Raw genomic sequence first — 25,925 nt, 5'->3', positions numbered from 1 at the left:
ACCCTTGCATAGAACGCAGATCGCCTGTTTGCGGACCACCAAGAAAAAGGGAAAGCAATGAAACGCAGGATATTAATGCTGGTCGCGCTGCTTACGATTAGCGCCTGCGGCGTGCCGCTTGTTCCAATTATCTAGCGTTTCACCGGCACGACGACTGGCGCAAGGCGCGTTGCGCGCGACGCGGGCTGACGTTTACCGCCACCGGAGCCATCTTTGGATGCCATAAGCATGATGCGGATACTAAATTGCACGCCCGCGAACACGATGCCGTTGAAGACCCAAAGCATGAGCACTGCAATCCATCCAGCCGCGCTGCCAAAGATCAGCCCCCGCAGACCCGCGATATCCAAAGCCAGCAGAATGCCAACGAAGGCAGCGGACAACAAAAATCCGATCATGACATTCACGATATACATGCGAATGAGCCGGGGCATCGAGATTTCTCCAATCAGGCGCGTCACGACAATGATAGCATATTTCGAGCGCTTCGAAACGCGACCGAACGGCGCGCGGCAGCGTTAGCGCTTTGCAACGGATGGTTTCTACCTGATCCAGCGCCTGATTGGGCAAACATCACCTTTCCCTTGCTGCCGCCTTTCGCTAAACCTCGCTGGAACTCGAATTGACCGCACGCAGGATGACGCAGATGGCGATGGAAAAGACATTTAACGCAGCCGAGGCCGAAAGCCGCCTTTTTGAGGCTTGGGAAAAAGCTGGCTGTTTCAAGGCCGGGGCCAATGCAAAGCCCGAAGCCTCCACCTATTGCATTATGATCCCGCCGCCAAACGTCACGGGCGTTCTGCACATTGGCCACGCGTTCAACAACACGTTGCAAGACATCCTGATGCGCTGGAAACGGATGCAGGGTTTTGACACGCTCTGGCAGCCGGGCACCGACCACGCGGGGATCGCGACGCAGATGGTTGTGGAGCGTGAGCTTGCGAAAAACCAACAGCCTTCGCGTGCAGAAATGGGCCGCGAGGCTTTCCTAGAAAAGGTCTGGGAATGGAAAAGCCAATCTGGCGGCACCATCATCAATCAGTTGAAACGCCTCGGCGCGTCGGCTGATTTCTCCCGCACCGCCTTCACCATGTCCGGCGCGCCGGGTGCACCTGAGGACGAAGCGGGCGGCAACTTCCACGATGCCGTGATCAAAGTCTTTGTGGATATGTACAACAAGGGCCTGATCTACCGCGGCAAGCGCTTGGTCAACTGGGACCCGCATTTTGAAACCGCAATCTCTGACCTAGAAGTCGAGAATATCGAAGTCGCGGGCCATATGTGGCACTTCAAATACCCGCTCGCGGATGGTGTGACATACACTTACATCGAGAAAGACGAAGACGGGAACGTGATCCTTGAAGAGGAACGCGACTATATCTCCATCGCCACCACCCGCCCGGAAACCATGCTGGGTGATGGCGCTGTTGCGGTGCACCCATCTGATGAGCGTTACGCGCCAATCGTTGGCAAGCTTTGCGAAATCCCTGTGGGTCCGAAAGAGCACCGCCGTCTGATCCCGATCATCACCGATGAATATCCTGATAAGGACTTCGGTTCCGGTGCGGTGAAGATCACCGGTGCGCATGACTTCAACGACTATCAAGTCGCAAAGCGTGGCGGCATCCCGATGTACCGGCTGATGGACACCAAAGGCGCGATGCGTGCCGATGGTGCGCCATATGCTGAGGAAGCAGGCAAAGCACAGGCGCACGCCAAAGGTGCAGAATTCACCGAAAACGAAGTGGATGCCATCAACCTCGTGCCGGATGACCTGCGCGGGTTGGACCGTTTTGAGGCGCGGAAACTTGTGGTCGATCAGATCACATCCGAAGGCCTCGCAGTGATGACTACTGAAGTCGGTACAGATGAGGATGGCAACGAAGTCACGACCACCGTTCCGATGGTCGAAAACAAACCGATCATGCAGCCATTTGGCGACCGTTCCAAAGTGGTCATCGAGCCAATGCTGACGGATCAGTGGTTCGTTGAAACCGACAAAATCGTTGGACCGGCACTGGATGCGGTACGCAATGGCGATGTGAAAATCCTGCCGGAAAGCGGTGAGAAGACCTACTACCACTGGCTGGAGAACATCGAGCCATGGTGTATTTCGCGTCAGCTATGGTGGGGTCACCAGATTCCGGTTTGGTATGGGCCAGACAAAGTTGTTATCAACGATCCTGACGCCACTTTCGACAAACCTGTTCCATTCTGCGCTGCCTCCGAGGAAGAAATAGCTCAGCTCGCAACAGACTATTACGGTGAGCATGTTGAGATCGAATTCAATCGCGGTGATGACTTGCTCAACACGGCGATCTCGACCGATGGGGACAAAATCGCTGTTTCGCTTTACCGCGACCCAGACGTCCTCGACACTTGGTTCTCTTCCGGCCTTTGGCCCATCGGCACACTCGGCTGGCCTGAGGACACCGCGGAAATGCAGAAGTATTTCCCAACCTCAACGCTGATCACCGGTCAGGACATCCTCTTCTTCTGGGTGGCCCGCATGATGATGATGCAGCTGGCGGTCGTGGACCAAATCCCGTTTGATACCGTCTACCTGCACGGCCTCGTCCGCGATGCCAAAGGCAAGAAGATGTCGAAATCCACCGGCAACGTCATGGACCCGCTGGACATCATCGACGAATACGGTGCCGACGCGCTGCGCTTTAGCTCCGCTGCCATGGCGGCTTTGGGCGGTGTGCTGAAGCTCGACATGAAACGCATCGAAGGCTACCGCAACTTCGGCACCAAAATCTGGAACGCCGTGCGCTTTGCGGAAATGAACGACGTCTACGCAAACGGCGCGCCATCTCGAGATGTGCCAAACGCGACAGCCACCGTGAACCAATGGATCATTGGCGAAGTCGCGCAAACCCGCGAAACTGTGGACGCAGCGCTGGAAAGCTTCCGCTTCAACGACGCGGCCAATGCGCTTTATGCCTTTGTTTGGGGCAAGGTCTGCGACTGGTACGTCGAATTCGCGAAACCTCTGCTGTCGTCAGAGGATGAAGCCATCAAAGCCGAAACCCGCGCGACCATGGGCTGGGTGCTGGATCAATGTATGATCCTGCTGCACCCCATCATGCCATTCATCACCGAAGAGCTTTGGGGCCAGACCGCCAAGCGTGACGGCATGTTGGTGCATGAAGACTGGCCGACATATGGCAAAGAACTGGTCAATGCGAACGCCGACCGCGAGATGAATTGGGTGATCCAGACCATCGAAGCGGTGCGCTCCACCCGTGCGCAAATGAACGTTCCTGCGGGTGCAAAAATTCCGATGGTGGCGACGCAAATCACCGATGTGAATGACGCGGCTTTCACAGCCAACCAAGCGTTGATCTTCAAGCTGGCGCGTCTGGAGAGCCTCGAGAAAGTCGACGAATTCCCGAAAGGCTGCGCGACCGTGGCTGTAGACGGCGCGACCTTTGGCCTGCCACTGGCTGGCGTCATCGATGTTGCGGCGGAAAAAGCGCGGCTTGAAAAGAACCTCGGCAAGCTGGCCAAGGAACTCGGCGGTTTGCGCGGTCGATTGAACAATCCGAAATTCGTCGCCTCCGCGCCAGAAGACGTGGTTGCAGAAGCCAAAGCCAATCTCGCCGCGCGCGAGGAAGAAGAGGCCAAGTTGAAAGCCGCTTTGGAACGGGTTGCCGAAATCAGCTAAGCCCAACGCAACTGAACACGCAAAACGCTCGTCATCATGGCGGGCGTTTTGCATTTCCCGTTCGGTTTTACCGCGCGTTCCGTTAGGCTTGCTGAACGCTCTCAATTGACGCAATAAGACAGCATGACTGACCCACGTTACACTTCCTTGGTGGCCACCCTCCCCTCAACCGTCCCGTTTGTGGGGCCTGAGACGCAAGAACGCGCGCGCGGCAAAGCCTTTGAAGCGCGTCTTGGGGCAAACGAAAACATCTTTGGCCCCAGCCCAAAGGCCATCGCGGCGTTCCGCGACGCGGTCGATGGCATTTGGATGTATGGCGACCCGGAAAACCACGACCTACGCCATGCATTGGCTGATTTCCACGGTGTGGGGGTCGCCAACATCATGGTGGGCGAAGGCATTGACGGGCTGCTCGGCTATCTTACCCGCATGTTGATTGAACCGGGCGACACAGTGGTGACCTCTGCCGGAGCCTATCCGACCTTTAATTTCCATGTCGCGGGTTACGGAGGTCGTGTCGAGGCGATCCCCTACCGGGAGGATCACGAAGACCTGACCGCGCTGATTGCCAGGGCAAAAGACCGTGACGCCAAACTGATCTATTTTGCCAACCCCGACAATCCGATGGGTACATGGCACAGCGGAGACAGCATCGCGGCGCAACTCGATGATATCCCCGATGGGTGCCTTTTGATTCTCGACGAAGCCTACGTCGAACTCGCCCCAGAGGGCACAGCGGCCAACTACCAGATTGAACACCCCAAAGTTATCCGCATGCGCACTTTTTCCAAGGCCTACGGGCTTGCGGGCGCACGCGTCGGCTATGCCATGGGGGCCAAGGGATTGATCCAAAGCTTTGATAAAATCCGCAATCATTTCGGCATGAACCGCGCCAGCCAAGCTGCGGCACTGGCCGCTTTGCAAGATCAAGAGTGGCTGGCTGGCACAGTCGCAAAAGTCGCATCAGCGCGGCGGCACATCGCAGACATCGCCAAATCACACGGCATGACCAGCCTGCCCTCTGCAACAAACTTTGTGGCCATCGACACGGGGCGCGACGGTGCCTACGCAAAGTCTTTGGTCACGGCGTTGGCGGATCAAGGCGTCTTTATCCGCATGCCTTTTGTGGCCCCACAAAATCGCTGTATTCGCATCAGTTGTGGGCCGGAAGATAAGCTTGCCCTGTTTGAAAAGGCGCTGGCGCGGGTTTTGTGACCGCCAAAAAGTCACACGCCCATCCCATGTGGACTGAAAGAAAGCGCGAATACGCATTTGAATTCAGCGCCCTGAGGACATAGTGTCTGGCAGTGCCTCATCGCGGGGCTGGACAAAAGGAATGCCCTCGCCGTGACGAAAAACGCGCCCGACACCCCCAAGCCTTCGCCGCAGGAAGGTCAGCGTCTGATCCTTTGGCTTTGGACGAATTTCCTATCGAAATACAAGTGGTTCCTGCTTGCGGCCTTCCTGTTTATGAGCCTTGAGGGCTCTATGCTGGGTGCGCTCAGTTGGATGATGCAGCCGATGTTTGACGGTGTCTTCGTCGAAGGTGACAAAAACGCGCTTTGGTGGGTGGGGTTCGTCATCATGGGCGTCTTTGTGATCCGGGCAGTCGCCGCCATGGCGCAAAAGGTGCTGTTGACCCATATCTCGCAAAAAACGGCAGCGGACCTGCGCACGCAGCTTCTGGATCGCCTGATGGCGCAGGATAACAGCTTTCACCAAGTCCACCCGCCGGGCTACTTGATTCAGCGCGTTCAGTCAGATGTCACCACCATCAACACAGTCTGGAATACAGTCATTACCGGCGCTGGACGCGACATCATCTCTTTGATGGTTTTGCTAGGCGTCGCGGTCAGTGTCGACTGGAAATGGACATTGGTCGCGTGCATCGGCACGCCGATTTTGGTACTGCCATCGATGGTTGTTCAACGCTTTGTACGCCGGCGTGCCCGTGAGGCACGTGATCTGGGCGCGCAATTGGCGACACGACTGGACGAAATCTTTCATGGAATCGTGCCAATCAAACTTAATCGACTTGAAAAGTACCAATCACGCCAGTTTCGTGACCTCACCGATATCTTGGTCAAGACACAGGTGCGTGCAGCGGCGGGCACCGCAGCCATCCCCGGCTTGATCGACATTATGGCTGGATTGGGGTTCTTTGGCGTGCTGATCTATGGCGGTGGCGAAATCATTGCCGGTGAAAAGACTGTCGGTCAATTCATGACCTTCTTCACTGCACTGGGGTTCGCATTTGAACCGCTGCGCCGCTTGGGGAATGTCAGCGGCCAATGGCAAGTCGCGGCAGCAGGGATCGAACGTTTGAGGGAACTACTCGAAGCAGAGCCATCACTTCAATCGCCGACATCCCCGAAACCGTCGCCGGCAAATGGCGGCGACATCATTCTGGAAGATGTGCATCTTTCCTATGGCGATTCAAAGGTTCTGAACGGCACCAGTTTTACTGCGAAGGCCGGTGAAACGACGGCGATTGTCGGTGCATCCGGTGCGGGAAAATCCACAATTTTCAACCTCTTGACGCGTCTTGTTGATCCTCAATCTGGGAGCGTGAGCATTGCGGGCATACCAACGAATGAACTCGCGCTCGAAGACCTGCGCGATTTGTTCTCGGTGGTATCGCAGGACGCCATGCTGTTTGACGAAACGCTGCGCGAAAACGTGTTGCTTGGCCGCGACCAGATCACAGAGAAATCCTTGATGGCGGCATTGGACGCCGCACACGTCAGCGACTTCGTGAAGAAGATGCCGGATGGGTTAGACACCCGTGTAGGCCCGCGCGGCAGCGGATTGTCAGGCGGACAAAGGCAGCGGGTTGTGATCGCGCGGGCGCTGCTGCGCGATACGCCGATCCTCTTGCTGGACGAGGCCACATCGGCGCTGGACGCGCAATCTGAGGTGCTGGTGCAGGAGGCGCTTGATAAGCTGTCTAAAGACCACACAACGCTTGTGATTGCACACCGCCTTTCGACGGTACGGGACGCCGACAAGATTGTTGTGATGGACAAGGGGCGTGTGGTCGAGCAAGGCACGCACACCGAACTGCTGGCCGCGAATGGCGCTTATGCAGAGCTTTACCACCTGCAATTCGCGACTGAGGGACCAAGTGCCGAAGAAGCCGCGCGGCGCACCTCGGCACCCACTGTGCCGACGCCACGCGCCAAACGCGGGATTTGGGCCAAGATGCTGGGACGGCTGCCCAGAATCTGAAGAGCATCTGGTAAGAATCTAATCAGCGTCGGTATTCCGCGACCAGCTTCTCTGGCGCGGCACCGGTCAGGTATCGCAACAGAAGCCAGATATTTCGACGCCCCCGCCGCAGCCAGCCTTCGCGCTGATAGCGGGCAGCACTGGTCACTGCCGTATACTTCAGCGGTCGCATGCGCCCCTTTAAGGCACGCGCAATGGCGACGTCTTCCATCAAAGGAATATCCGGGTATCCTCCGACCTGCGCATAAAGCGCGGCCGGCACAAGCAGGCTTTGATCTCCGTAGGGTAGCCCAAACAGCCGCGACCTAAAGTTCGCCCAAGTCGCCACCAACTGCCCGGGCACGCCGCCGCCTTCAAAAACCAGTTGTCCATATCCGGCCTGCCCACTGTCCAAATGTGCTTCGACAATCCGCGACCACCCAGGGGCCAATTCAGTGTCGGCATGCAGGAACAAAAGCCATTTGCCTTTGGCCGCCTCTGCACCGCGCCGCAACTGCCCACCACGTGATGATGCGCCCTTAATGAAAGCAGCGCCCGCGTCCTCCGCGATCTGCTGCGTGGCATCGGTGCTGCCACCGTCACTGACAATCACCTCTCGGATTAGCCCCTGAGGCAATCCCTCCATCAACGCGATCAGCGTTTTGGCAAGGCTTTGGTCAGCATTCAATGTCGGTATCACGACAGAAATCGGAGCGCGCATCCATTCCCCCCTGTTGCACCGCTTGCGCCTGTCTATATTAAGTTGCAAATGAAATACAGGAATAAGCCATGACTGACGCACGCAGAGTATTGATCATCGGGGGCAAAGACGCCCATGACTTCCTGCAAGGGCTGGTCACCAATGACGTCAACAAGATTGAAACAGGATTGGTTTATGCGGCTTTGTTGACTCCGCAAGGCAAGTTCTTGGTAGATTTCTTCCTAAGCAAACACCCTGACGGCATTTTGCTCGATGTTCAGGACGATCAGGCGGACGCCCTCGCAACGCGGCTATCGATGTACAAGCTGCGCGCCGATGTGACGATAGATCGATCCCCATTACATGTGCACCGCGGCCTAGGGCCCGCCCCAGAGGGTGCTTTTGCCGACCCAAGGTCCGCCAAGCTTGGCTGGCGCGCCTACCGCGACATGCCTGCAACTGCCGAAGCCACGGACTGGACCGAGCAGCGCATAGCAGCTTGTGTTCCTAAGACCGGCGCAGAGCTTGGCCCAGACAGCTACATTCTGGAGATGGGGTTTGAGCGCCTAAATGGTGTCGACTTCAAAAAGGGCTGCTATGTCGGCCAAGAAGTCACTGCCCGTATGAAACACAAAACCGAACTGCGTAAAGGCTTGGCCTTGGTGAATGTCATTGGCCCCGCTGAACCGGGGGCCGAGATTACCGCAAACGGCAAACCCGTTGGCACATTGCAAAGCCGTGTCGGAGACAAAGCGCTGGCCTATCTGCGGTTTGACCGCGCGTCCGTTGACATGATGGCAGGCGATGCAAAGGTCAGTTGGACGGGCAAGCCCGATTGAAAACACCTATTGGTATTTTGCTGCAGTGATGAATTCACCGAAGCTTTCGCACCAGATCACCACAGTATCGTATGCGTGAATGTCGATCCCAGCGGGGATGTCTAACAACAGCCCGCCAAAGGTTTTGACATCTCCGACTAAGGCAGCGTTGCTCTTGACTGCGTTGAACTCTTCTTCATTTTCGACAAAACCTTGGGTCAAATACAGATTGTAGTCAGGCCCGGGGGCCAATGCGCCTTCGTGTACAATCATCGTGGGACTGAGGCTGATCGTCCCCTCTCCCCAATGAAGGAAGTCGCTGCCTTTCAGGTCTCGGCTGAACTGGCCAGTGAACATGGCCGTCTCGGCTTGTGCCTGAAGCGTCGCTTGATCCGGCGGGGGCGGCGCGGTCAGAATCGGAAGGAAATAGATCCCAAGCCCAAAGCCAATCAGAAGTGCCGCGACATGTGAAACCGTGAAAGCCATCAAACGGAACATAGGTCTCTCCTCGTAACTAAGCGTCAGTCTGAACGGTGGCCGCGACTCTGTAAAGTTCAAGCAAAAGAAAAGGCCGTCCACGCAGGTGAACGGCCCTAACGCAATTAAATGTTGGCTGCCTTAGGCGCGTTCGGAATATTCCATCGCGATCGTATCAACAATGATCATCTCGTCCTGCCCCACGAAAGGTGGGACCATGACTTTCACGCCATTGTCCAAAATCGCGGGCTTGAAAGAATTCGCCGCTGTCTGACCTTTGACGACCGGCTCCGTCTCGACGATCTTGCAGGTGACCTTTTGAGGCACAGACGCGTTCAGCGCCTCGGATTCGTAGAACTCCACCACGATGGTCATACCGTCCTGCAGAAACGGGCGGCGGTCCCCCAATAGGTCGGACGCGACCTGAACCTGGTCGTAGGTTTCTGTATCCATGAAGATCAGCATGCCGTCATCCTCATAGAGGAACTGCATGTCCTTTTGTTCCAGCCGCACACGCTCAACCTTGTCGGCGCTGCGGAAGCGTTCGTTCAACTTGGAGCCGTTGCGCAGGTTCTTCATCTCGACCTGAGCAAATGCGCCGCCTTTGCCGGGCTTTACGTGGTCGACCTTGACCGCAGCCCATAGGCCATCATTGTGTTCCAGCACATTGCCGGGGCGAATTTCGTTACCATTGATTTTTGGCATTGTGACAAAACCATAACAGTTGGGTTGATTGGGATTGGATCAGACCTATATATCGCCCGTTGCTAGGTGACAAGACGGCCTATTTCGTTCGGAGGCATGCGCAAATTGCATGAAAGCTATGCAAAAACAGGGTACCCGAATCAATAAAAATAGGTCATAAGCGCCCTCACGCCAGAAACACAAGAGCAATAATACAAGGACGACGAGATGAGAGATTTCGTTGATGGCACGGCTTTTAATAACGAACAGGGCAACCGCGCGCGGAAACTTTTCGCAGCGGTCGTCTTGGCTGCGCTAGACGATGCGATTGCTGACGACAAGAAGTACGGCAATGGCCCTGAACAAATCGCCCGCTGGGCACGCTCTCGCGATGGGCGCGAGGTGTTGTCTTGTGCGGGGATCGACCCGAACGAACGGGTTGTGTCCGGTCTGATGGACTTCGTCGGCAAAGGTGTTCGTACCTCTGTTGCGCTTTCCCGCGAGGAAAGCGAACGTCGCAATGCCGCTCAGGAGAGTGAAGCGGCCTAAAGCGACAAAGCCAAAATGCTGCCATTTTGGAAAAACGCGCGCCTTAACGGGCGCGCGTTTTTCATTTTCACTTCGTCATTTTCACAAGGTGTATCTCGGAAATGGCCTAGCTGCCGTCGCCCAGTTTCTGCGCTGTCAGCACGCGATTGATCTCTCGCCGCACAAGTTTGCGCACATTGCGCGTGATGCGCTCTCCCAAGGGGCCCTGCAACTCTTGCCGGACGATTTCACCGACCAGTTCGCGCAGCATGTCCTCATCAAGAATAGCTTCGTAGTCCTGCGCATCAATCGCCTCGTCTGCCTCGACAACGTCTTCAACAGCCTGATCAACGAAGTCACGCGCGGCAGTTTCTTCAACACTCTCAGGTTCGGCCTCATCGATGTCCTCTGCTTCCGTGGCCGCATCATGCGATACAACGTCGACCTCCCAATCGAGCGAAGTCGTGGGAACACCGGCATTGTCACCATCTTCTGGCCCGTCGGGTTCAAAGCTTTCAGGATCGATGCTGCGGACACTTTGCCATTCCGAAAGCCGCTCACCCTCCTGTTTCCAAGGCTCAGCGGGATCAGTTTTCACGACATCTGGCGCATCTGTCTCTTCTGCAAGTGCAGACGTGCGCGCGGTTTCAAACGTCAGCTCCTCGGGGGGTGGAAATGGAAGTGTGTTTTTGAACGTCTCTTGGTCTTCGTCTTGGGAAGGCATTGGCAGGTCTTCGCCCGCGGCATCAATGTGCCCATCCTCAAACGCAAAATCGTCCGCTGCAGCGGGATCGTCGCCTTGAGTCATGCCATCTGACTGCATCAGATGTATGCGATTCCTAAGAAAGCTCGGCAGGCTTTCACGAAGTGGCAAAATGTCTTGTTTCAGGTTGTGCACAAACGGAGTGTCGGCCACAGGCGAAGTCCGCTCTTCTCTCACCTTTGAGGCAGGTTCTTCAGAAATTTGCGCTTCTTCCGGTTCTTCGATTCGCAGCGAAGGGGTCAGGACCAGTCGATCTTTTGGCTCAAGTGGATCGTCATGCTTTGCAGGATTCTCGTCTGCAGCAGGCGCGGACGCCGCTTGCTGCGTAGGGGCAACGCTGCTCTTTTCCGAGACCAATCGCCGGATCGAAGATAGCACATCTTCGATTTCGGCATTCTTTACTGGGTCTGACATAATACCTACCACTCTTCCTCGCCGATAAGTTTAGCGGTGAAGGTCGTAGCGCACAACAGATAGAAAAATTTGTTATTCTTTTCCGATACGTCGTAGCAATTGGTCCAATTGGCGCCCTTGCTTGCTCAGTGCCGCAGGTGCGGATTTGACTTGGTTGTAATAGGCTTCTGGATCGTATTTCTCGACCGCGAGATTTAGGTAATCTGCCGTCAACAGACCCATGGATGCCAACACAGAATATGCCGCTGTAAACTCTGCCGATTGCGCGGTGATCATATTGGCCTGCGCGTCCAAAAGCTCCTGTTCTGCGTTCAAAACATCAAGCGTTGTCCGAGAACCCAGCTTCGCTTCTTCGCGAACGCCGTCAAAAGCCACACGGGCAGCCGTGATCTGGCGCCCGCTCGCTTCGCGCTGCGCGCGCGCTGATAGAAGTTGAGACCAAGCGAAGCCCACGTTTTGGCGAATAGATTGGCTTGTCGCATGCAAACCTGCTCGTGCTGCGTCACGACGCGCAGTTGCTTGTCGCGTTGCTGACGCGATGCGGCCCCCGGCATAAAGCGGGCCACCGACACGCAAGCTTACGCCACCAGTAACTGGATCAAAGCTGCTGCCATAGCGGTTTTGTTTCTCGATCGAGGCGGTCAATTCGCCGGAAGGCATCATCGACGCTCTCGCCTCAAGTATGCCGTACTCCGCTTCCGAAACGCCAAACTGGGCCGCTTTCATGTCAGGATGTGACTTCAACGCAAAAGCAAGCGCTTCATCGGATGATCTGACCAGACGCGGCAGTTGGCGCGGTGGAATGAGATTTACAGGACTCCGCCCGACGGCTGCGGCATAGGCGGCTTGGGACGCCATTAAGTTGCCCTGCGCCACTGCTAGTTCTGCGCGTGCACCGGCCAGTCTCGCCTGTGCCAAAGCGACATCGGTGCGGGTCACTTCGCCGACGTCAAACCGATCCTCGGCAGCTCGCAATTCGCGCGTGATCACGCGCAGATTGTTTTGGCGCAAAGCAACGATCTCGCTATCGCGGCGTACATCCATGAAAGAACGGACGGCGGACAAAAGCACATTCTGCTCAACCGCGACCAACGACTCACGCGTAATTAACACAGATTGTTTCAAACGCTCCCGGCCATAAGTCTTTGTGCCGTTGTCCAAGATTGTCCATGTCAGATTTAACCCCGCCAACGCAGTCGTGCTTACGCTGGATGTTGGCTCAATCGAATAATTCCGTCGCATTTCGGTCGACCAGCTGATAATCGGACGAAGCCCCGCTGTGGCCTGCGCGACATTTTCATCAGCGACACGCAACAGTGCGCGGTTCTGTTCGATCAGTCCGCTGTTCCCATAGGCCCCGGCCATAGCATCGGCCAATGAGTCGGCTTTGGCGACCACAGTACCGGCCGCAATAATGATGAAAGCTGATGCAAGCGCACGTTTGAAGCCCATCGATCTACACCCCTCGTGTACCGCGGCGTCAGACGCGCCGCACAATTATAACTGGAACGCTTTCTCGCGCTCAAACCCTTCTAGTACAGGCGCACCCGCATTGAAGATCGAGCGCCAGGCGATGCCGTTTTCAGCCTTAAACCCGATCCGCGCATCGCCAACATTCCCGGACATGAACAAACAGGCAATCCGCCCGCCGATTTTCAATTGCGCGGCGAGCTTTTCTGGCAATTCTTCAACGCCCCCTTGCACAACAATCACATCATAAGGTCCGTGTTCTGCGGCACCCTCTGCCAGCGCACCTTCATGCACAACCACATTATCATAGTTAAGTTCGATCAAAGCGGTCTGCGCTTCCGCGGCGCGGTTTTTGTCATCTTCAACTGCAATGACAGCTTCTGCCATACGGGCAATCACAGCCGAAGAATAACCATAGGCTGCCCCGATATCCAGAACCAGTTCATCCTGACGAATATCTAATGCGTCCAACAGTTTGGCCAGAGTGCGCGCCTCAAGCACGACGCGGCCATCCTCAAGCATCAGGTTGTTACCCATATAAGCCGCCTCCCGCATGTCGCGCGGTACAAAGGCTTCTCTGGGAACGGTCAGCATTGCTTCTATGATCGGAAATTTGGTCACATCCGAGGGACGGACCTGAGTATCAACCATGGCTGTGCGGCGTGCGGCGTAGTCGGACATAACTAAACTCATTCGTTCAGATTTCACTTGATCACTCTTGCCACAATATTTTGCCATGGGCAACGGCACCTGATGTGTTTTCCAATGGTTCTCTCTTGCGGGACCAGAAGAGATACGATATTGCCGCGCTACCACATCGGCGGCGAGTTGGCGGAGTGGTGACGCAGCGGATTGCAAATCCGTGTACACCGGTTCGATTCCGGTACTCGCCTCCATATTATTGCGCGACATAAGCGCTTGAAGATAGCCCTCTTTCCCTTGCCTAGCGCTTACGCATTGAATTCCGTCAGCTTGCGGTCATTTCCGGATCGCCCATGTGGCCAACTGAGACCAGGTGCGCTTGGATCGTCGCTTTGTGTTTTTTAGAATTTAGGTGAGTGCACATTTGATCTAAGGGCAACCAATACATGCACAAGGCAGAGGCACATGCTGTGTCGCCGACTACCCTGCATTATGCTGCAAAACTAAAGAAAATGGCTGGGGTGGTAGGATTCGAACCTACGGTACACTGTACCAAAAACAGTTGCCTTACCACTTGGCTACACCCCAACGGTGAGCGGCTGAATACGATTTGTCTGACTAAGGCGCAAGACCTGAAACTGATTTTTTTAGCATGACGCTGAAAATTTTTTTGCTGCTCTGTTTAAGCCCGAAGTGCGCATGAAAAAGGGGCCGGTCGGCCCCTGCTCTGTTTCTTTTGTCAGCCTGCCCCTATTGATTCAGACGATCTTTCACCATGGGACCGACCTGGCCGAAATCCATCTGGCCCGTATATTTGGCTTTTAGGCCGCCCATCACTTTGCCCATATCCCGGATCGAGCTGGCACCGACTTCTTTTACGACCGCATCAATCGCCTTGGCAATTTCGTCGTCCGACAGTTTCTGCGGCAGGAATTCTTCGATCACCGTGATCTCTTTCAATTCGCTTTCTGCCAAATCAAGGCGACCGCCCTCTTCATAGGTGCGCGCGCTTTCTTGGCGTTGCTTCACCATCTTGGACAGGATTTGCAAAACATCCGCGTCGGTTGCGCCGGCCTCATTGCCGTCACCGCGCATGGCGATGTCCATATCTTTGATCGCAGCGTTCACAAGGCGCAGGGTGGAAAGCCGCGCTTTGGCGCGCGACTTCATCGCGTCCTTCAAGGATTCGTTGATTTTCGCACGCAATGTCATCTGATTTTCCCGGTTCCGACTAGAGGCTTGGACCATAAGCGATTGCCGGATATGACGCAACCACGGATAGAAAATATCAAGCCATTGTTTTTAAAGAATTTTCACCAAAGCTCTTCCCCTTGACGCGGCGGACCCCGCACCTTAGTTTCCCGACAATTTGTCCCCAGCCCCGGAGAGTCGCTGCCATGTCCCAGGTGCCAACAACCACCCCAACCGCTTGTCTAGCCCTCGCGGATGGAACGCTGTTCCACGGTCGCGGCTTTGGCGCAACCGGTACGACAACCGCAGAGCTGTGTTTCAACACTGCAATGACCGGCTATCAAGAGATCATGACGGACCCATCTTATGCCGGGCAGATCGTGACATTCACCTTCCCCCACATCGGCAATACCGGTGTGACCCCGGAAGATGACGAGACCGGCGATCCGGTCGCTGAGGGCATGGTGGTGAAATGGGACCCAACAGACCCATCAAACTGGCGTTCCACCGGGCATCTTTCTGAGTGGCTCGCATCACGCAATCGAATTGCGATCGGCGGTGTTGATACACGCCGCCTGACCCGCGCAATCCGCGCTCAAGGTGCACCGCATGTTGCCCTCGCACATGATCCAGAGGGCCATTTCGACATCGAAGCGCTTGTTGCTAAGGCACGTGCGTTCTCTGGCCTTGAAGGGCTGGATCTTGCCAAAGAGGTCACTTGCGCACAAAGCTATCGCTGGGATGAAATGCGGTGGGCTTGGCCGGAAGGTTATGCACGTCAAGAGAACCCGCGCCATAAGGTTGTCGCCATCGATTTTGGTGCAAAACGCAATATCCTGCGTTGCCTTGCCTCTGTTGGTTGTGACGTCACCGTTCTTCCCGCTTCAGCGACGGCTGAGGACATTCTGGCACACAATCCAGATGGTGTTTTCCTGTCCAACGGTCCGGGCGACCCTGCTGCAACAGGCAGCTACGCAGTGCCGATGATCCAAAAAATCCTCGAAGACAAAGACCTACCGGTTTTTGGTATTTGCCTGGGACACCAGATGCTGGCGCTGGCACTTGGGGCAAAGACTATCAAGATGAACCACGGCCACCATGGGGCGAACCATCCAGTCAAGGATCATGAGACTGGCAAAGTCGAAATCACTTCAATGAACCATGGCTTTGCGGTCGACAGTCAGACCCTGCCTGAAGGTGTCGTTGAAACACACACCTCACTTTTTGATGGCTCTAACTGCGGCATCCGCATTGCAGATCGCCCGGTCTATTCCGTGCAGCACCACCCAGAGGCTAGCCCTGGCCCGCAGGACAGTTTTTATCTGTTTGAACGGTTTGCAGCCTACATGGACCAGCAAAAAGCAATCTAAAGCACGGCCATTAACGGCAGCTTAACCTTGTTGAGAGCACCCTCGTTTGCGAAAACGAGGGTCTTTTCATGTTTCATGCGGCTCCTGAATTATTTGAGCGGACGCCCGCACGCGCGGTCGATCACCAGATCGCGCTCGGCCGGCGGCTGGTTGAACATGGCGAAATCACTCCAGAACAGCTGCTTACGGCAATGCAAATGCTGACAGAGTGGGACACCTGCCTGTCTGACATAGTGGTTGCCAATGGCTGGATACGCGAAGAGGGGCTCCTACCCTATCTCGCCGACCACTATTTTGCGGCATACATTGATCTGGAAAAAGCACCGCCTGATTTTCGTTTGCTGCCATTGCTGCAACCGGCGTTTTGCCTGAAACATGCGGTCTTGCCTTGGGTGCGTATGAATGGGAAGTTGGTCGTCGCAACAAGCCGCCCGCAAGATTTCCCGAAGCTTATCCACGCCCGCCCCGATGTGTTTGAGGCCGCGCGCTTTGTGATTGTCTCCGAAGCGCAGCTGCAAGCCTGCGCAGCACGTCTGTTCCGAGCCACCTTGCTCAAGGGATGCGAAACGCGTGTGAAGCAATCTGAAAGCTGCCGGGCGTGGGCCGGGCACACGATCGGGCGCTATCTTGCAGCGATTGCAATTGGCCTCCCGATCGTTGCCGCTTTTGCCCTGTCGCCCCAATCGGCGCTCACAGCCCTCGCTGTTGTCATCCTTGCGACGCAAATACTCGCCGCCGGGACCAAAATCGCTGCCTTTCTGTCCAGCGAGCGCAAACGCCCCCAAGGGATCAGACTGCGGACGCGAGGGAAACTGCCCAAAATCTCGGTCTTGGTCCCTCTCTACAAAGAAAAAGAGATCGCCGCCGCCCTTCTTAGGCGGTTGTCGTCACTGACCTACCCAAGGGCTCTGTTGGACGTGCGCCTGGTGCTCGAAGCCGAAGACGACCTGACAAAACAAGCACTTGAGGCATGCACCTTGCCGCCCTGGGTCAAGGTTGTCGAAGTGCCCCCCGGTAGCGGCCTGACCACAAAACCCCGCGCGATGAACTATGCGCTCGATTTCTGCAAAGGTGACATCGTCGGTATCTGGGATGCCGAGGACGCCCCCGCCCCAAACCAGCTTGAAATTGTGGCGCAGACCTTTGCGCATGCGCCGCCGCAGGTGGCCTGCCTGCAAGGCGTGTTGGATTATTACAATCCGCGCACGAACTGGCTTTCGCGTTGTTTTACGTTGGAATACTCGATGTGGTTCCGGACCATCCTGCGCGGCATGTCTCGGCTTGGAGCGGCCGTGCCTTTAGGGGGTACAACATTGTTCCTGCGCCGCGATGTGATTGAAAAGATTGGCGGCTGGGATGCGCACAACGTCACCGAAGACGCCGACCTTGGCATCCGTCTGTGCCGCTATGGCCATCGAACGGAACTGATACCGACCGTGACGCAGGAAGAGGCGAACTGCCACTTTCGGCCTTGGGTACGGCAAAGGTCACGTTGGCTCAAAGGCTATATGGTGACCTACTTGGTTCATATGTCTCGACCGCGCCGCCTGTTGAAAGAACTGGGGCTGCGAAAATTCCTTGGATTCACCGCGATCTTCCTGTCCACCCTTTCCCAGTTCCTGCTGGCCCCTTTTGTCTGGAGCTTCTGGCTACTGGCATTCGGTGTCTCTCTCAGTTGGATCGAAGCGCTGCCGTCAGCTATTGTGAACGGTGTTGCCGTCCTATTTGTTGGCATCACGATGATCGACATCGGCCTCGCCGCGCTATCTCTTCGCGGGCAGAACCGCAGGTGGTTGATCCCATGGGCTATCACCATGCCGATCTATTTCACGCTGGCCACACTCGGGGCCTACAAAGCGCTGTTTGAATTGATCGTGGCCCCATTTTATTGGGACAAGACCCAGCACGGACAAGTGCCAGAAGGCACAAACGCCGAATACTCAGCGGTCAGCACTCAGCTTTAGGCGCGTTTCAAAGGCCTTGGAAATATGGCGTTTCAAGGCGTCATAGGCCGCATCTTCGTTGCGGGCCTTGATGGCGGTCACAATCGCCTGATGTTCCTGCAAGGCCACCTCTCCGCGCCCCTCGGCAGCCAGCGAGGTCGTCGCCATCAAAGCCATAGACCGGTGCACCATATCCAACTGCTGCACGAGAAACCGATTGTGCGAGGCCAGATGGATCATCTTGTGAAACCGCCGGTTGGCGCGGGCCAGCCCGTTGGCGTCGCCAATCAACGCGCGGTCATCTGACACCATCTCCTGCAAGACACGCACCTCTTCCTGCGTGGCATGCCGCGCGGCAAGGCGTGCGGCCAGCCCTTCCAGTTCACTGCGCACCGCATATAGTTCTGCCAGTTGGTTATGATCCAGCGAGGCCACAATCAAACTGCGCCCGTCGCGCGTCAAAAGAGATTGCGTCTCAAGCCGCTGCAATGCCTCGCGTATCGGCGTGCGCGAGACACCAAAGCGATCTGCAAGATCGCTCTCCACCAACCGGTCACCGGGCTTGTAGACACCCAGATCGATCGCTTCGAGGATCAATGTGTAGGCGTCTTTGTTTTGTGTCCGGGGATGTGTCATGGCGCGGCTCCGTTCTGTGGCGATCAGACTATGCATTCCCCGGCGTAAGTTGCAAGCAAACCATTGACTTGCCACGTCGAAAGCATAGCTTGCGCGCCATGGTAAAAGACAGCTTCTCACATGTGACCACCTGGGTCTTTGATCTGGACAACACGCTTTACGACCCCAAGGTGCGCTTGTTTGACCAGATCGAAGTGCGCATGGCGGACTACGTGGCGAAAACACTGTCAGTGTCGCTGGCCGAGGCCCACGAGTTGCGTGCCCGCTACTGGCACCGCTACGGAACGACGCTGGCCGGTCTGATGCGCGAACACGACATCGACCCCGACCCCTATCTATTGGACGTGCATGATATCTCTTTTGCCGCACTGACACCGGACCCGGATCTTGCGGCGCTGATCAAATCCCTGCCCGGTCGGCGGATCGTCTATACCAACGGAACTGCGCCATACGCTGAAAACGTCTTGGCCGGGCGTGGTTTGGATGGGTTGTTTGACGCCATTTATGGCATTGAACACGCAAGCTACCTGCCCAAGCCAGAACGCGCCGCCTTTGAGCAAGTTTTTGAACGCGACGGCGTCACACCTTCCCGTGCTGCGATGTTTGAGGATGACCCCCGCAATCTGCAGGCTCCGCATGAAATGGGCATGCGCACCGTCCATGTCGCGCCAGAGCCGCATGATGCAGATCATATTCACCATCACACGCATGATCTAACAGGGTTCCTGCGCGCCCTCCTTTAAGCGCAACAAAGAAAGGCCAAGCCATGACACAACAAAACGTCGATATCGTCGTATCAGGCGGTGGCATCGCCGGTCTAACGGCGGCGGCGGCCTTTGGGAAAGCGGGCTTTTCGGTTGTTTGCGTCGACCCGACGCCGCCAGTCATCGAACGTGACAAGCAGGGCGCCGATCTGCGCACGACGGCTTTCCTGCAACCCGCAAGGGTGCTGCTGGAAGAGGCCGGGCTTTGGACGCGACTGCAGGACCATGCTGCCCCTTTGCAAATCATGCGGATCGTGGACGCGGGTGGCGCAGAGCCAGAGCCGCGTGTGATCAAGGATTTCGACGCCTCGGACATTTCAGACCTTCCGTTTGGCTGGAACCTTCCGAATTGGCTGTTGCGGCGCGAATTCATGGCGCATCTGAACGAAATGCCAAATGTCGATTTGCGCCTTGGCGTTTCTGCCGTCGACTTACTGACCCGCGAAAGCGAAGCACGTGTGCGACTAAGCGACGGTGAAACCTTGGTCTGTCGCCTTGTTGTCGCTGCCGACGGGCGTAACTCCACGATCCGTGAAAAAGCCGGGATTGGTGTAAAAACATCGCGTTACGGCCAGAAAGCGCTGGCGCTGGCCGTCACCCATCCGATCCCGCATGAAAACGTATCGACGGAAATTCACCGCACCGGCGGGCCGTTCACCTTGGTGCCGCTCCCTGATCACAACGGGATGCCCTCTTCGGCGCTGGTCTGGATGGAGAAAGCAGCGAACGCGCAGGCGCTTTATGAGATGGACGAGGCCGTCTTTAACGCCGAAATGACCGCGCGAAGCTGTTCACTGTTCGGGCCGCTCAACCTTGCCTCACGCCGCACCATTTGGCCCATTATCAGCCAGATCGCGGACCGATTCAGCAGCGAGCGTGTGGCGCTGATTGCCGAAGCTGCGCATGTGGTGCCCCCAATTGGCGCGCAGGGGCTGAACACGTCGTTAGGGGACCTGTCTGTCCTGCTGGACTTGGCAAAAGCTGCGCCCGACCGGCTGGGCGACGCGCCGATGCTGGCCAGCTATCAAAGGCAGCGCCACGCCGAAGTCGCGCTGCGTGTTCGCGGCATTGATGTGTTGAACCGTGCGTCGATGGTGCAATCTCCGCTATTGCGAAACGCGCGGGCGGCGGGGCTGCAAGCGCTATATGGCATGGCCCCGGTGCGGAAAATGCTGATGCAAATGGGATTGGGCGCGCGTTAGATCATCGCCGCGCGGGTCCTAAGACCCGGGGCATTGCCCCGGACCCAGGTTTGTTTTTATGAGTATTTTTGAAAAGGTGAAGCTTAAAGCACCTTGTCGAGGACCTTTTGCAAGCGCGACAGCGTGGCGTCCACATCATACAGTTTGTCCAAACCAAAGAGACCCAAGCGGAAGGTCATAAAGCCCTCTGGCTCATCACAGGCCAGTGGAACGCCCGCCGCGATCTGCATGCCCTCGGCAACAAATTTGCTGCCGTTTTGAATGGCTGGATCGGAGGTGTAAGATACCACCACACCCGGTGCACCAAAGCCTTCCGCCGCGACCGATTTGATGCCCTTCTCTGCCAAGATGGCACGAACCCCATTGCCAAGCGCCCATTGCGCCTCGCGCAGTTTTTCAAAACCGTAGTCTTGGGTTTCCAGCATCGTGTCGCGAAAGGCTTTCAGGGCATCCGTCGGCATCGTCGCATGGTACGCATGGCCACCGTTTTCATAGGCCTGCATAATCGAATGCCATTTCTTCAGATCAATCGCAAAGCTGTCTGATGCGGTTTCTTCCAGACGCGCCAAAGCGCGTTCGCCCATCATCACCATCCCTGCAGAGGGCGATGCGGACCAGCCTTTTTGCGGAGCGGACACCAACACATCGACGCCGATCTTTTTCATGTCGATCCACGCACAGCCAGACGCGATGCAGTCCAGTACAAAAAGCGCGCCGACCTCATGCGCGGCGGCGGCCATGGCTTGCAGGTAATCATCGGGCAGGATCACACCGGCCGAAGTCTCAACATGCGGTGCGAAGACGACATCTGGCTTCTCTGCCTTGATCTTGTCCACGACCTCATCAATCGGTGCTGGTGCGAAGGGGGCGGTGACGTCATTGCCCGTTTGGCGCGCCTTCATAACGGTCGAAGAGGCCGCAAATGCACCCGCTTCGAAGATCTGCGACCAGCGATAAGAAAACCAGCCGTTGCGCACGACAAGCGTCTTGGCGTCGCGCGCAAATTGCCGGGCCACAGCTTCCATCGCATAGGTGCCACCACCGGGGATCAGGGCGACGGCTTCGGCTTGATAAACTTCTTTCAGCATGCCGGAAATATCGCGCATGACTTGCTGGAAGGTCTTGCTCATGTGGTTAAGCGACCGATCCGTGAAAACAACGGAGAATTCATCCAGACCCTCTGGGTCCACGGTGTTGAGTAATGCCATGTCGGCCTCCCTTCCTGCCGGGCGTTGCGCCCGAAACAATGATGCCGATCTGGGGCCGGCAGAAAAACTTTATGTCCTTACCAATATGTCTAGCCGCAACGCTGTTGATCCGAATACCCCAGACGCGGCGCAGTGGTTTCAGTTTACGTCATTTCACAAAGGGCCGGGTCGTCTTTCTTCGCTAAGCAGCACATTCGCCTCAACATCCCCAACGCCCGGCAGGGTCATGATGCGCCGCCGCAAGACACGTTCGAAATCGGCAATATCGCGTGCCGTGACTCGCAGACGATAGTCATACATGCCCAGAACGTGCTCTGCTGTTTGTACTTCTGGGATGGCCGTGACCGCCCGCTCAAAGTCATCAAGGCTGACACGGCCTTTTGTGGCCAGTTTCACGCCAAGGAAGACCGTGACGCCAAACCCGAGTTTTTCTTTGTCGAGGTCCAGTTTGCGCCCAGCGACAATGCCCGCCTCTTGCAGTCGCTTGATCCGCCGCCACGTCGCCGGCTGGCTTAGACCAAAGCGCCGCCCGAGCGCACCCGCGTTCTGTGTGGCGTCCTCAGCCAAGGCGCGCAGGAGTTTGCGATCAAGATCGTCGAGATCAATCATAGCGGCAGGCTTTCGTTTGCCTTCACGCTGGCCACCAGCATCAGGGCTTCGATGTCGGCGATATGTGGCAGGGTCAGAATGCTGGTGCGGTAGATATCTTGGTAATGTGCCATATCGCGCGCAATCACGCTGAGGCGCACGTCGACCCGCCCGAGGAAGGTTTGAATCTCGATCACCTCTGGAATGGCCCGTGCCGCCTCGATGAAATCATCAAAGGCGCGAGTTTGGGTTTTATCTAAGGTGACGCGCAACGAAACCTCGACTTCGTACCCAAGCGCGCGCCAATCGATGATCGCACGAATGCCCTTTAGCACGCCATCCTCGCGCAGGCGGTCCAAACGCCGTGATAGCCGCGACGTAGTCAGCCCAAGTTGATCCGCGAGATGCGGAATCGCGAGGTCAGGGTCACTTTGCATGAGGCGCAGAATGCGCCGATCCAGATCATCAAGCATGAAAATATCAGTATAGAGCAGAACAACGAATGAAAAGCGCATTATTATCGCGGATTTCATGCAATATACCATCGCACTCACCGAATACCTCTCTATGATCGCCTCAAACATCAACGAGAGGACGTGAAGATGCGCGTTTATTACGATCGCGATTGCGACATTAACCTGATCAAAGACAAAAAAGTGGCCATTCTTGGCTACGGTTCCCAAGGCCACGCGCATGCGCTGAACCTGCGCGACTCTGGCGCAAAGAACCTTGCGGTTGCTCTGCGCGAAGGCTCCCCTTCCGCGAAAAAAGCCGAAGCTGAAGGCCTGACCGTAATGGGCATCGCCGAAGCGGCAGCCTGGTGTGACGTGATCATGTTCACCATGCCCGACGAACTGCAAGCAGAGACCTACAAGAAATACGTTCACGACAACCTGAAGCCGGGCTCCGCCATTGCATTTGCACACGGTCTGAACGTGCACTTCGGCCTGATCGAGCCAAAAGAAGGCGTCGACGTGATCATGATGGCGCCAAAGGGCCCAGGTCACACTGTGCGCGGCGAATACACCAAAGGCGGCGGCGTGCCTTGCTTGGTTGCAGTTCACAATGACGCGTCCGGCAAAGCGCTGGAAATCGGCCTGTCCTACTGTTCCGCAATCGGTGGCGGTCGCTCCGGCATCATTGAAACCAACTTCCGTGAAGAATGCGAAACCGACCTCTTCGGCGAACAGGCCGTTCTGTGTGGTGGTCTGGTCGAACTGATCCGCTGCGGTTTTGAAACGCTGGTGGAAGCGGGCTACGCGCCTGAGATGGCATACTTTGAGTGTCTGCACGAAGTGAAGCTGATCGTTGACCTGATCTACGAAGGCGGCATCGCGAACATGGACTACTCTATCTCCAACACCGCGGAATACGGCCAGTACGTCACCGGCCCACGCATCCTGAAGTACGACGAAACCAAAGCCCGTATGAAAGCGGTTCTGGAAGACATCCAGTCCGGCAAATTCGTGCGCGACTTCATGCTGGAAAACCAAGTTGGCCAGCCAACCATCAAAGCTTCCCGCCGTGCAAACGACGAGCACGCGATCGAAGCAACCGGCGCGAAACTGCGTGGCATGATGCCATGGATTTCCGCAGGCAAGATGGTCGACAAAGAAAAGAACTAAGTTTCTTTGACCTCAAAATTACCAAACGCCTCGCAGCTTTGCGGGGCGTTTTTTGTTGGCGCTTACAAATTCTGCGGTAGTCTGACTTCATAGATCGAAGGGAGACCCAGTATGGATATTTCAGAAAAGAGTTTTGACGCGCAGGATTATCTCTACGTCGCGGGAGAGGCCGCATTGATGGACGGCAAAGCCATCGCCGATGCAATGGGCGCGGCTTTTGGCACGGCCTTTGGGTTTCTGGGGTCCGCAGGCATAGAGCCGCTTAGCGCACCGATTTCAGTTTACACTGAAATGCCCGGTAAAAAGATGACCTTCCGCTGCGGCTTCTTTGTGTCACCCGAGGATGCCGCGAAGGCCAGCGGCGACGTCAGTGCAGACGTCATTCCGGCCACCAAGGCGCTGCATGCGCTTCACGTTGGCCCCTATATGAACATGAACCAGACCCATGGCGCAATTTGGGCGCACGCCAAAGCCAAGGGGCTGACGTCTGCGATGCCGGTTTGGGAAATCTACATTGATGACCCTCAGAAAACAGCGCCAGAAGAACTGCGGACAGAAATCTATCACTCGTTGGGCTAAAGACCCTCTACGTAGCACTCCCCCAAAACATGGTCCCAGCCGCTGCTGTAATGGCTTCGGACCTCTGTTGCGCGCTCTGCAAGCTTTGCCCATGCGCTATGGGTTAGGGTCACGCGTGTGCCGTCGCCTTCGGCCTGAAAGGCAAGGCTTAGTTCGGTTGCCAAGCTTGGGTCATTGCCCGGATGCCACGTCATCGAGAAGCCTGCAGGCGGTGCCCAGTGTGAGACGACGCCCCATTCGGTCCGCTCTCCGGTGTGCATGATTTCATAAACCGCACCGCCTGCGCGCGGTTCAATCACCACATCCTGCGCAGCTTCGCCATGACCAGCAGAGACAGAGTGACGCCCGACGGGCCACCACCGCATGATTTCAGTGGTAAACCGTGCAAACGCGCGATCAGGTGCCACGGGCACGGTGACCGTTTTGACAATGGGATCCGTCATTTAAAGTTCCTTTTCAAAGCTCTTTGCAAATTCGCCAAGCACATCACCCCATAGCCGGTCTAAATACTGTCGCAGCTCCGCAAGCCCGTCTGGCGTCGCACGATAGATGCGCCGGTTGCCCTGTTGCTTGGCGGCGACCAACCCGGCGTCGGACAGCACTTTCAGGTGCTGCGAAACAGCCGGACGGCTGATCGGGAACCCTTTGGAAATATCCGCGACAGACCCAGCGCTACGCGTGACATGTTCGTAAATCTGGCGACGGGTCGGATCGGCGAGCGCGGCAAGTGATTCTTCGTAAGTCATTACTTACCGTAAGCGAATACTTACATAATTGCAAATTCCAACATCCCCCCCTGCGTCGCTGCACAGTTCGTTATGTTGTAACATCACCGCCCCTACCCCAGCTATGAGGCATGACCCAACATGACATCAACGTCAGACAGGGGTTGCCCGAAGAGATGCAACTCCTGCTTCGGGATTATCCGCGCGACGCTTGGCCGGATCACCCGAATTTCGCTCGATCCATCCAAAACTGGATGGGTGCCCACACCATGTTTCGGCGCCTCGCCGATATTGTCGCAACAGATAGCAGAGAGGCCATCGACAAGACCTTGGACCCACAAAAGTTTGCGGCGCGCCTTGGGCATTTCGGCAATTTGTTGATCCAGAACTTGCATGGGCACCATGGTTGGGAGGACCATCGCTTTTTCCCGGAACTTGAGGCCGCAGATGACCGATTTGCCCATGGGCTGGAGATGCTGGAGACAGACCATCTGCAGATGGATGCCATCCTTGATGACCTGAAAACCAATGCAAACCGGTATATCCAACTGCTGCATCTGTCCGAAAAGGACGCCGCAGAACAGGTCCCGGCAGTTCTAGCGGCATGTGAAGGCATTCAGGCTTTTCTGAACCGGCACCTTACAGACGAGGAGGACCTTGTTGTGCCGATCATCCTGCATCATAAGCTTCGCGGATAGGCAGACACGAGCCGCGCCAACCC

The 25,925-nt window shown here is 56.3% G+C and carries 26 protein-coding genes and 2 tRNA genes; 13 read left to right on the top strand and 15 right to left on the bottom strand.

Going from position 1 to position 25,925, the window contains the following annotated elements:
• Positions 1 to 131: 131 nt before the first annotated feature.
• A complete protein-coding gene (locus BUA39_RS14165; RefSeq protein ID WP_072793873.1) occupies positions 132 to 434 on the bottom strand; it encodes a hypothetical protein in 303 nt (100 codons plus the stop codon).
• 212 nt (positions 435 to 646) lie between these two features.
• Between BUA39_RS14165 and BUA39_RS14160 the strand changes: the two genes are divergently transcribed.
• The 3 genes from BUA39_RS14160 (at position 647) to BUA39_RS14150 (ending at position 6,898) form a co-directional block, all read left to right on the top strand.
• The gene (locus BUA39_RS14160; RefSeq protein WP_072793905.1) at positions 647 to 3,670 is read left to right on the top strand and encodes a valine--tRNA ligase; all 3,024 of its coding nucleotides are present in this window, start codon (positions 647 to 649) and stop codon (positions 3,668 to 3,670) included.
• 123 nt (positions 3,671 to 3,793) lie between these two features.
• A complete protein-coding gene (locus BUA39_RS14155; RefSeq protein ID WP_072793872.1) occupies positions 3,794 to 4,885 on the top strand; it encodes a pyridoxal phosphate-dependent aminotransferase in 1,092 nt (363 codons plus the stop codon).
• A 132-nt stretch (positions 4,886 to 5,017) separates the two neighbouring features.
• The gene (locus BUA39_RS14150) at positions 5,018 to 6,898 is read left to right on the top strand and encodes an ABC transporter ATP-binding protein (protein ID WP_072793871.1); all 1,881 of its coding nucleotides are present in this window, start codon (positions 5,018 to 5,020) and stop codon (positions 6,896 to 6,898) included.
• A gap of 22 nt (positions 6,899 to 6,920) precedes the next feature.
• Here the strand turns inward: BUA39_RS14150 and BUA39_RS14145 are convergent, their stop codons facing one another.
• The gene (locus tag BUA39_RS14145; RefSeq protein ID WP_072793870.1) at positions 6,921 to 7,598 is read right to left on the bottom strand and encodes a TIGR04283 family arsenosugar biosynthesis glycosyltransferase; all 678 of its coding nucleotides are present in this window, start codon (positions 7,596 to 7,598) and stop codon (positions 6,921 to 6,923) included.
• A gap of 68 nt (positions 7,599 to 7,666) precedes the next feature.
• Here BUA39_RS14145 and ygfZ point away from each other — a divergent pair, with 68 nt between their 5' ends.
• The gene (gene ygfZ, locus BUA39_RS14140; RefSeq protein ID WP_072793869.1) at positions 7,667 to 8,416 is read left to right on the top strand and encodes a CAF17-like 4Fe-4S cluster assembly/insertion protein YgfZ; all 750 of its coding nucleotides are present in this window, start codon (positions 7,667 to 7,669) and stop codon (positions 8,414 to 8,416) included.
• 6 nt (positions 8,417 to 8,422) lie between these two features.
• Here the strand turns inward: ygfZ and BUA39_RS14135 are convergent, their stop codons facing one another.
• Both BUA39_RS14135 and efp read right to left on the bottom strand, forming a co-directional pair.
• Positions 8,423 to 8,893, bottom strand: coding sequence for a DM13 domain-containing protein (locus tag BUA39_RS14135; RefSeq protein ID WP_072793868.1), 471 nt, complete (start codon positions 8,891 to 8,893; stop codon positions 8,423 to 8,425).
• A 120-nt stretch (positions 8,894 to 9,013) separates the two neighbouring features.
• The gene (efp, locus tag BUA39_RS14130; RefSeq protein WP_072793867.1) at positions 9,014 to 9,577 is read right to left on the bottom strand and encodes an elongation factor P; all 564 of its coding nucleotides are present in this window, start codon (positions 9,575 to 9,577) and stop codon (positions 9,014 to 9,016) included.
• A 207-nt stretch (positions 9,578 to 9,784) separates the two neighbouring features.
• On the opposite strand from efp, the gene BUA39_RS14125 reads away from it, so the two are divergent.
• Positions 9,785 to 10,105 carry a DUF6280 family protein gene (locus tag BUA39_RS14125; RefSeq protein ID WP_072793866.1) on the top strand — a complete coding sequence of 107 codons (321 nt, stop codon included), beginning with the start codon at positions 9,785 to 9,787 and terminating at the stop codon, positions 10,103 to 10,105.
• 106 nt (positions 10,106 to 10,211) lie between these two features.
• Here the strand turns inward: BUA39_RS14125 and BUA39_RS14120 are convergent, their stop codons facing one another.
• From BUA39_RS14120 to BUA39_RS14110, 3 genes are all read right to left on the bottom strand, one after another.
• Entirely contained in the window at positions 10,212 to 11,261 is a 1,050-nt protein-coding gene (locus BUA39_RS14120) for a V-type ATPase subunit (protein ID WP_072793865.1), read from the bottom strand.
• Between the two features lie 72 nt (positions 11,262 to 11,333).
• The gene (locus BUA39_RS14115; protein WP_072793864.1) at positions 11,334 to 12,713 is read right to left on the bottom strand and encodes a TolC family outer membrane protein; all 1,380 of its coding nucleotides are present in this window, start codon (positions 12,711 to 12,713) and stop codon (positions 11,334 to 11,336) included.
• A 45-nt stretch (positions 12,714 to 12,758) separates the two neighbouring features.
• Positions 12,759 to 13,412, bottom strand: a complete 654-nt coding sequence (locus BUA39_RS14110; RefSeq protein ID WP_072793863.1) for a protein-L-isoaspartate O-methyltransferase family protein — start codon at positions 13,410 to 13,412, stop codon at positions 12,759 to 12,761.
• A 141-nt stretch (positions 13,413 to 13,553) separates the two neighbouring features.
• Here BUA39_RS14110 and BUA39_RS14105 point away from each other — a divergent pair.
• A tRNA-Cys gene (locus tag BUA39_RS14105) sits at positions 13,554 to 13,627 on the top strand.
• A gap of 259 nt (positions 13,628 to 13,886) precedes the next feature.
• On the opposite strand, the gene BUA39_RS14100 is transcribed toward BUA39_RS14105, so the two are convergent.
• Both BUA39_RS14100 and BUA39_RS14095 read right to left on the bottom strand, forming a co-directional pair.
• Positions 13,887 to 13,961 (bottom strand) — tRNA-Gln (locus BUA39_RS14100).
• Between the two features lie 162 nt (positions 13,962 to 14,123).
• Positions 14,124 to 14,585 carry a GatB/YqeY domain-containing protein gene (locus BUA39_RS14095; protein WP_072793862.1) on the bottom strand — a complete coding sequence of 154 codons (462 nt, stop codon included), beginning with the start codon at positions 14,583 to 14,585 and terminating at the stop codon, positions 14,124 to 14,126.
• 185 nt (positions 14,586 to 14,770) lie between these two features.
• Between BUA39_RS14095 and carA the strand changes: the two genes are divergently transcribed.
• Positions 14,771 to 15,934 carry a glutamine-hydrolyzing carbamoyl-phosphate synthase small subunit gene (gene carA, locus BUA39_RS14090; protein WP_072793861.1) on the top strand — a complete coding sequence of 388 codons (1,164 nt, stop codon included), beginning with the start codon at positions 14,771 to 14,773 and terminating at the stop codon, positions 15,932 to 15,934.
• Between the two features lie 68 nt (positions 15,935 to 16,002).
• Entirely contained in the window at positions 16,003 to 17,898 is a 1,896-nt protein-coding gene (locus tag BUA39_RS14085; RefSeq protein WP_072793860.1) for a glycosyltransferase, read from the top strand.
• Here BUA39_RS14085 and BUA39_RS14080 read toward each other — a convergent pair.
• Positions 17,875 to 18,513 carry a GntR family transcriptional regulator gene (locus BUA39_RS14080; protein ID WP_072793904.1) on the bottom strand — a complete coding sequence of 213 codons (639 nt, stop codon included), beginning with the start codon at positions 18,511 to 18,513 and terminating at the stop codon, positions 17,875 to 17,877. The genes BUA39_RS14085 and BUA39_RS14080 overlap by 24 nt on opposite strands.
• A gap of 98 nt (positions 18,514 to 18,611) precedes the next feature.
• On the opposite strand from BUA39_RS14080, the gene BUA39_RS14075 reads away from it, so the two are divergent.
• Both BUA39_RS14075 and BUA39_RS14070 read left to right on the top strand, forming a co-directional pair.
• A complete protein-coding gene (locus BUA39_RS14075) occupies positions 18,612 to 19,256 on the top strand; it encodes a pyrimidine 5'-nucleotidase (protein ID WP_072793859.1) in 645 nt (214 codons plus the stop codon).
• 23 nt (positions 19,257 to 19,279) lie between these two features.
• A complete protein-coding gene (locus BUA39_RS14070) occupies positions 19,280 to 20,479 on the top strand; it encodes a UbiH/UbiF family hydroxylase (protein ID WP_072793858.1) in 1,200 nt (399 codons plus the stop codon).
• Positions 20,480 to 20,562: 83 nt separating this feature from the next.
• Here BUA39_RS14070 and BUA39_RS14065 read toward each other — a convergent pair whose 3' ends face one another.
• The 3 genes from BUA39_RS14065 to BUA39_RS14055 form a co-directional block, all read right to left on the bottom strand.
• Positions 20,563 to 21,687: an aminotransferase class V-fold PLP-dependent enzyme gene (locus BUA39_RS14065; RefSeq protein WP_072793857.1), complete on the bottom strand. Its 1,125-nt coding sequence runs from the start codon at positions 21,685 to 21,687 to the stop codon at positions 20,563 to 20,565.
• 153 nt (positions 21,688 to 21,840) lie between these two features.
• Complete coding sequence (locus BUA39_RS14060; RefSeq protein WP_072793856.1) at positions 21,841 to 22,296, bottom strand: Lrp/AsnC family transcriptional regulator; 456 nt, start codon at positions 22,294 to 22,296, stop codon at positions 21,841 to 21,843.
• Positions 22,293 to 22,748, bottom strand: a complete 456-nt coding sequence (locus BUA39_RS14055; protein WP_072793903.1) for an Lrp/AsnC family transcriptional regulator — start codon at positions 22,746 to 22,748, stop codon at positions 22,293 to 22,295. The genes BUA39_RS14060 and BUA39_RS14055 overlap by 4 nt, the downstream gene beginning before the upstream one ends.
• A gap of 84 nt (positions 22,749 to 22,832) precedes the next feature.
• On the opposite strand from BUA39_RS14055, the gene ilvC reads away from it, so the two are divergent.
• Both ilvC and BUA39_RS14045 read left to right on the top strand, forming a co-directional pair.
• Entirely contained in the window at positions 22,833 to 23,900 is a 1,068-nt protein-coding gene (gene ilvC / locus BUA39_RS14050; protein WP_278246328.1) for a ketol-acid reductoisomerase, read from the top strand.
• A 111-nt stretch (positions 23,901 to 24,011) separates the two neighbouring features.
• The gene (locus tag BUA39_RS14045; protein WP_072793854.1) at positions 24,012 to 24,479 is read left to right on the top strand and encodes a GyrI-like domain-containing protein; all 468 of its coding nucleotides are present in this window, start codon (positions 24,012 to 24,014) and stop codon (positions 24,477 to 24,479) included.
• Here BUA39_RS14045 and BUA39_RS14040 read toward each other — a convergent pair.
• Both BUA39_RS14040 and BUA39_RS14035 read right to left on the bottom strand, forming a co-directional pair.
• Positions 24,476 to 24,922, bottom strand: coding sequence for an SRPBCC domain-containing protein (locus BUA39_RS14040; RefSeq protein WP_072793853.1), 447 nt, complete (start codon positions 24,920 to 24,922; stop codon positions 24,476 to 24,478). The two genes, BUA39_RS14045 and BUA39_RS14040, sit on opposite strands and share 4 nt — an antisense overlap.
• The gene (locus BUA39_RS14035; RefSeq protein ID WP_072793852.1) at positions 24,923 to 25,225 is read right to left on the bottom strand and encodes an ArsR/SmtB family transcription factor; all 303 of its coding nucleotides are present in this window, start codon (positions 25,223 to 25,225) and stop codon (positions 24,923 to 24,925) included.
• A gap of 110 nt (positions 25,226 to 25,335) precedes the next feature.
• Here BUA39_RS14035 and BUA39_RS14030 point away from each other — a divergent pair, with 110 nt between their 5' ends.
• Positions 25,336 to 25,902 carry a hemerythrin domain-containing protein gene (locus BUA39_RS14030; RefSeq protein WP_072793851.1) on the top strand — a complete coding sequence of 189 codons (567 nt, stop codon included), beginning with the start codon at positions 25,336 to 25,338 and terminating at the stop codon, positions 25,900 to 25,902.
• Positions 25,903 to 25,925: the final 23 nt, after the last annotated feature.

This window comes from Cognatishimia maritima, assembly GCF_900129685.1.
Lineage (GTDB): Bacteria > Pseudomonadota > Alphaproteobacteria > Rhodobacterales > Rhodobacteraceae > Cognatishimia > Cognatishimia maritima.
Note: the sequence above shows the minus strand (reverse complement) of the source record. Positions and strands in the feature narration are given on the sequence as shown.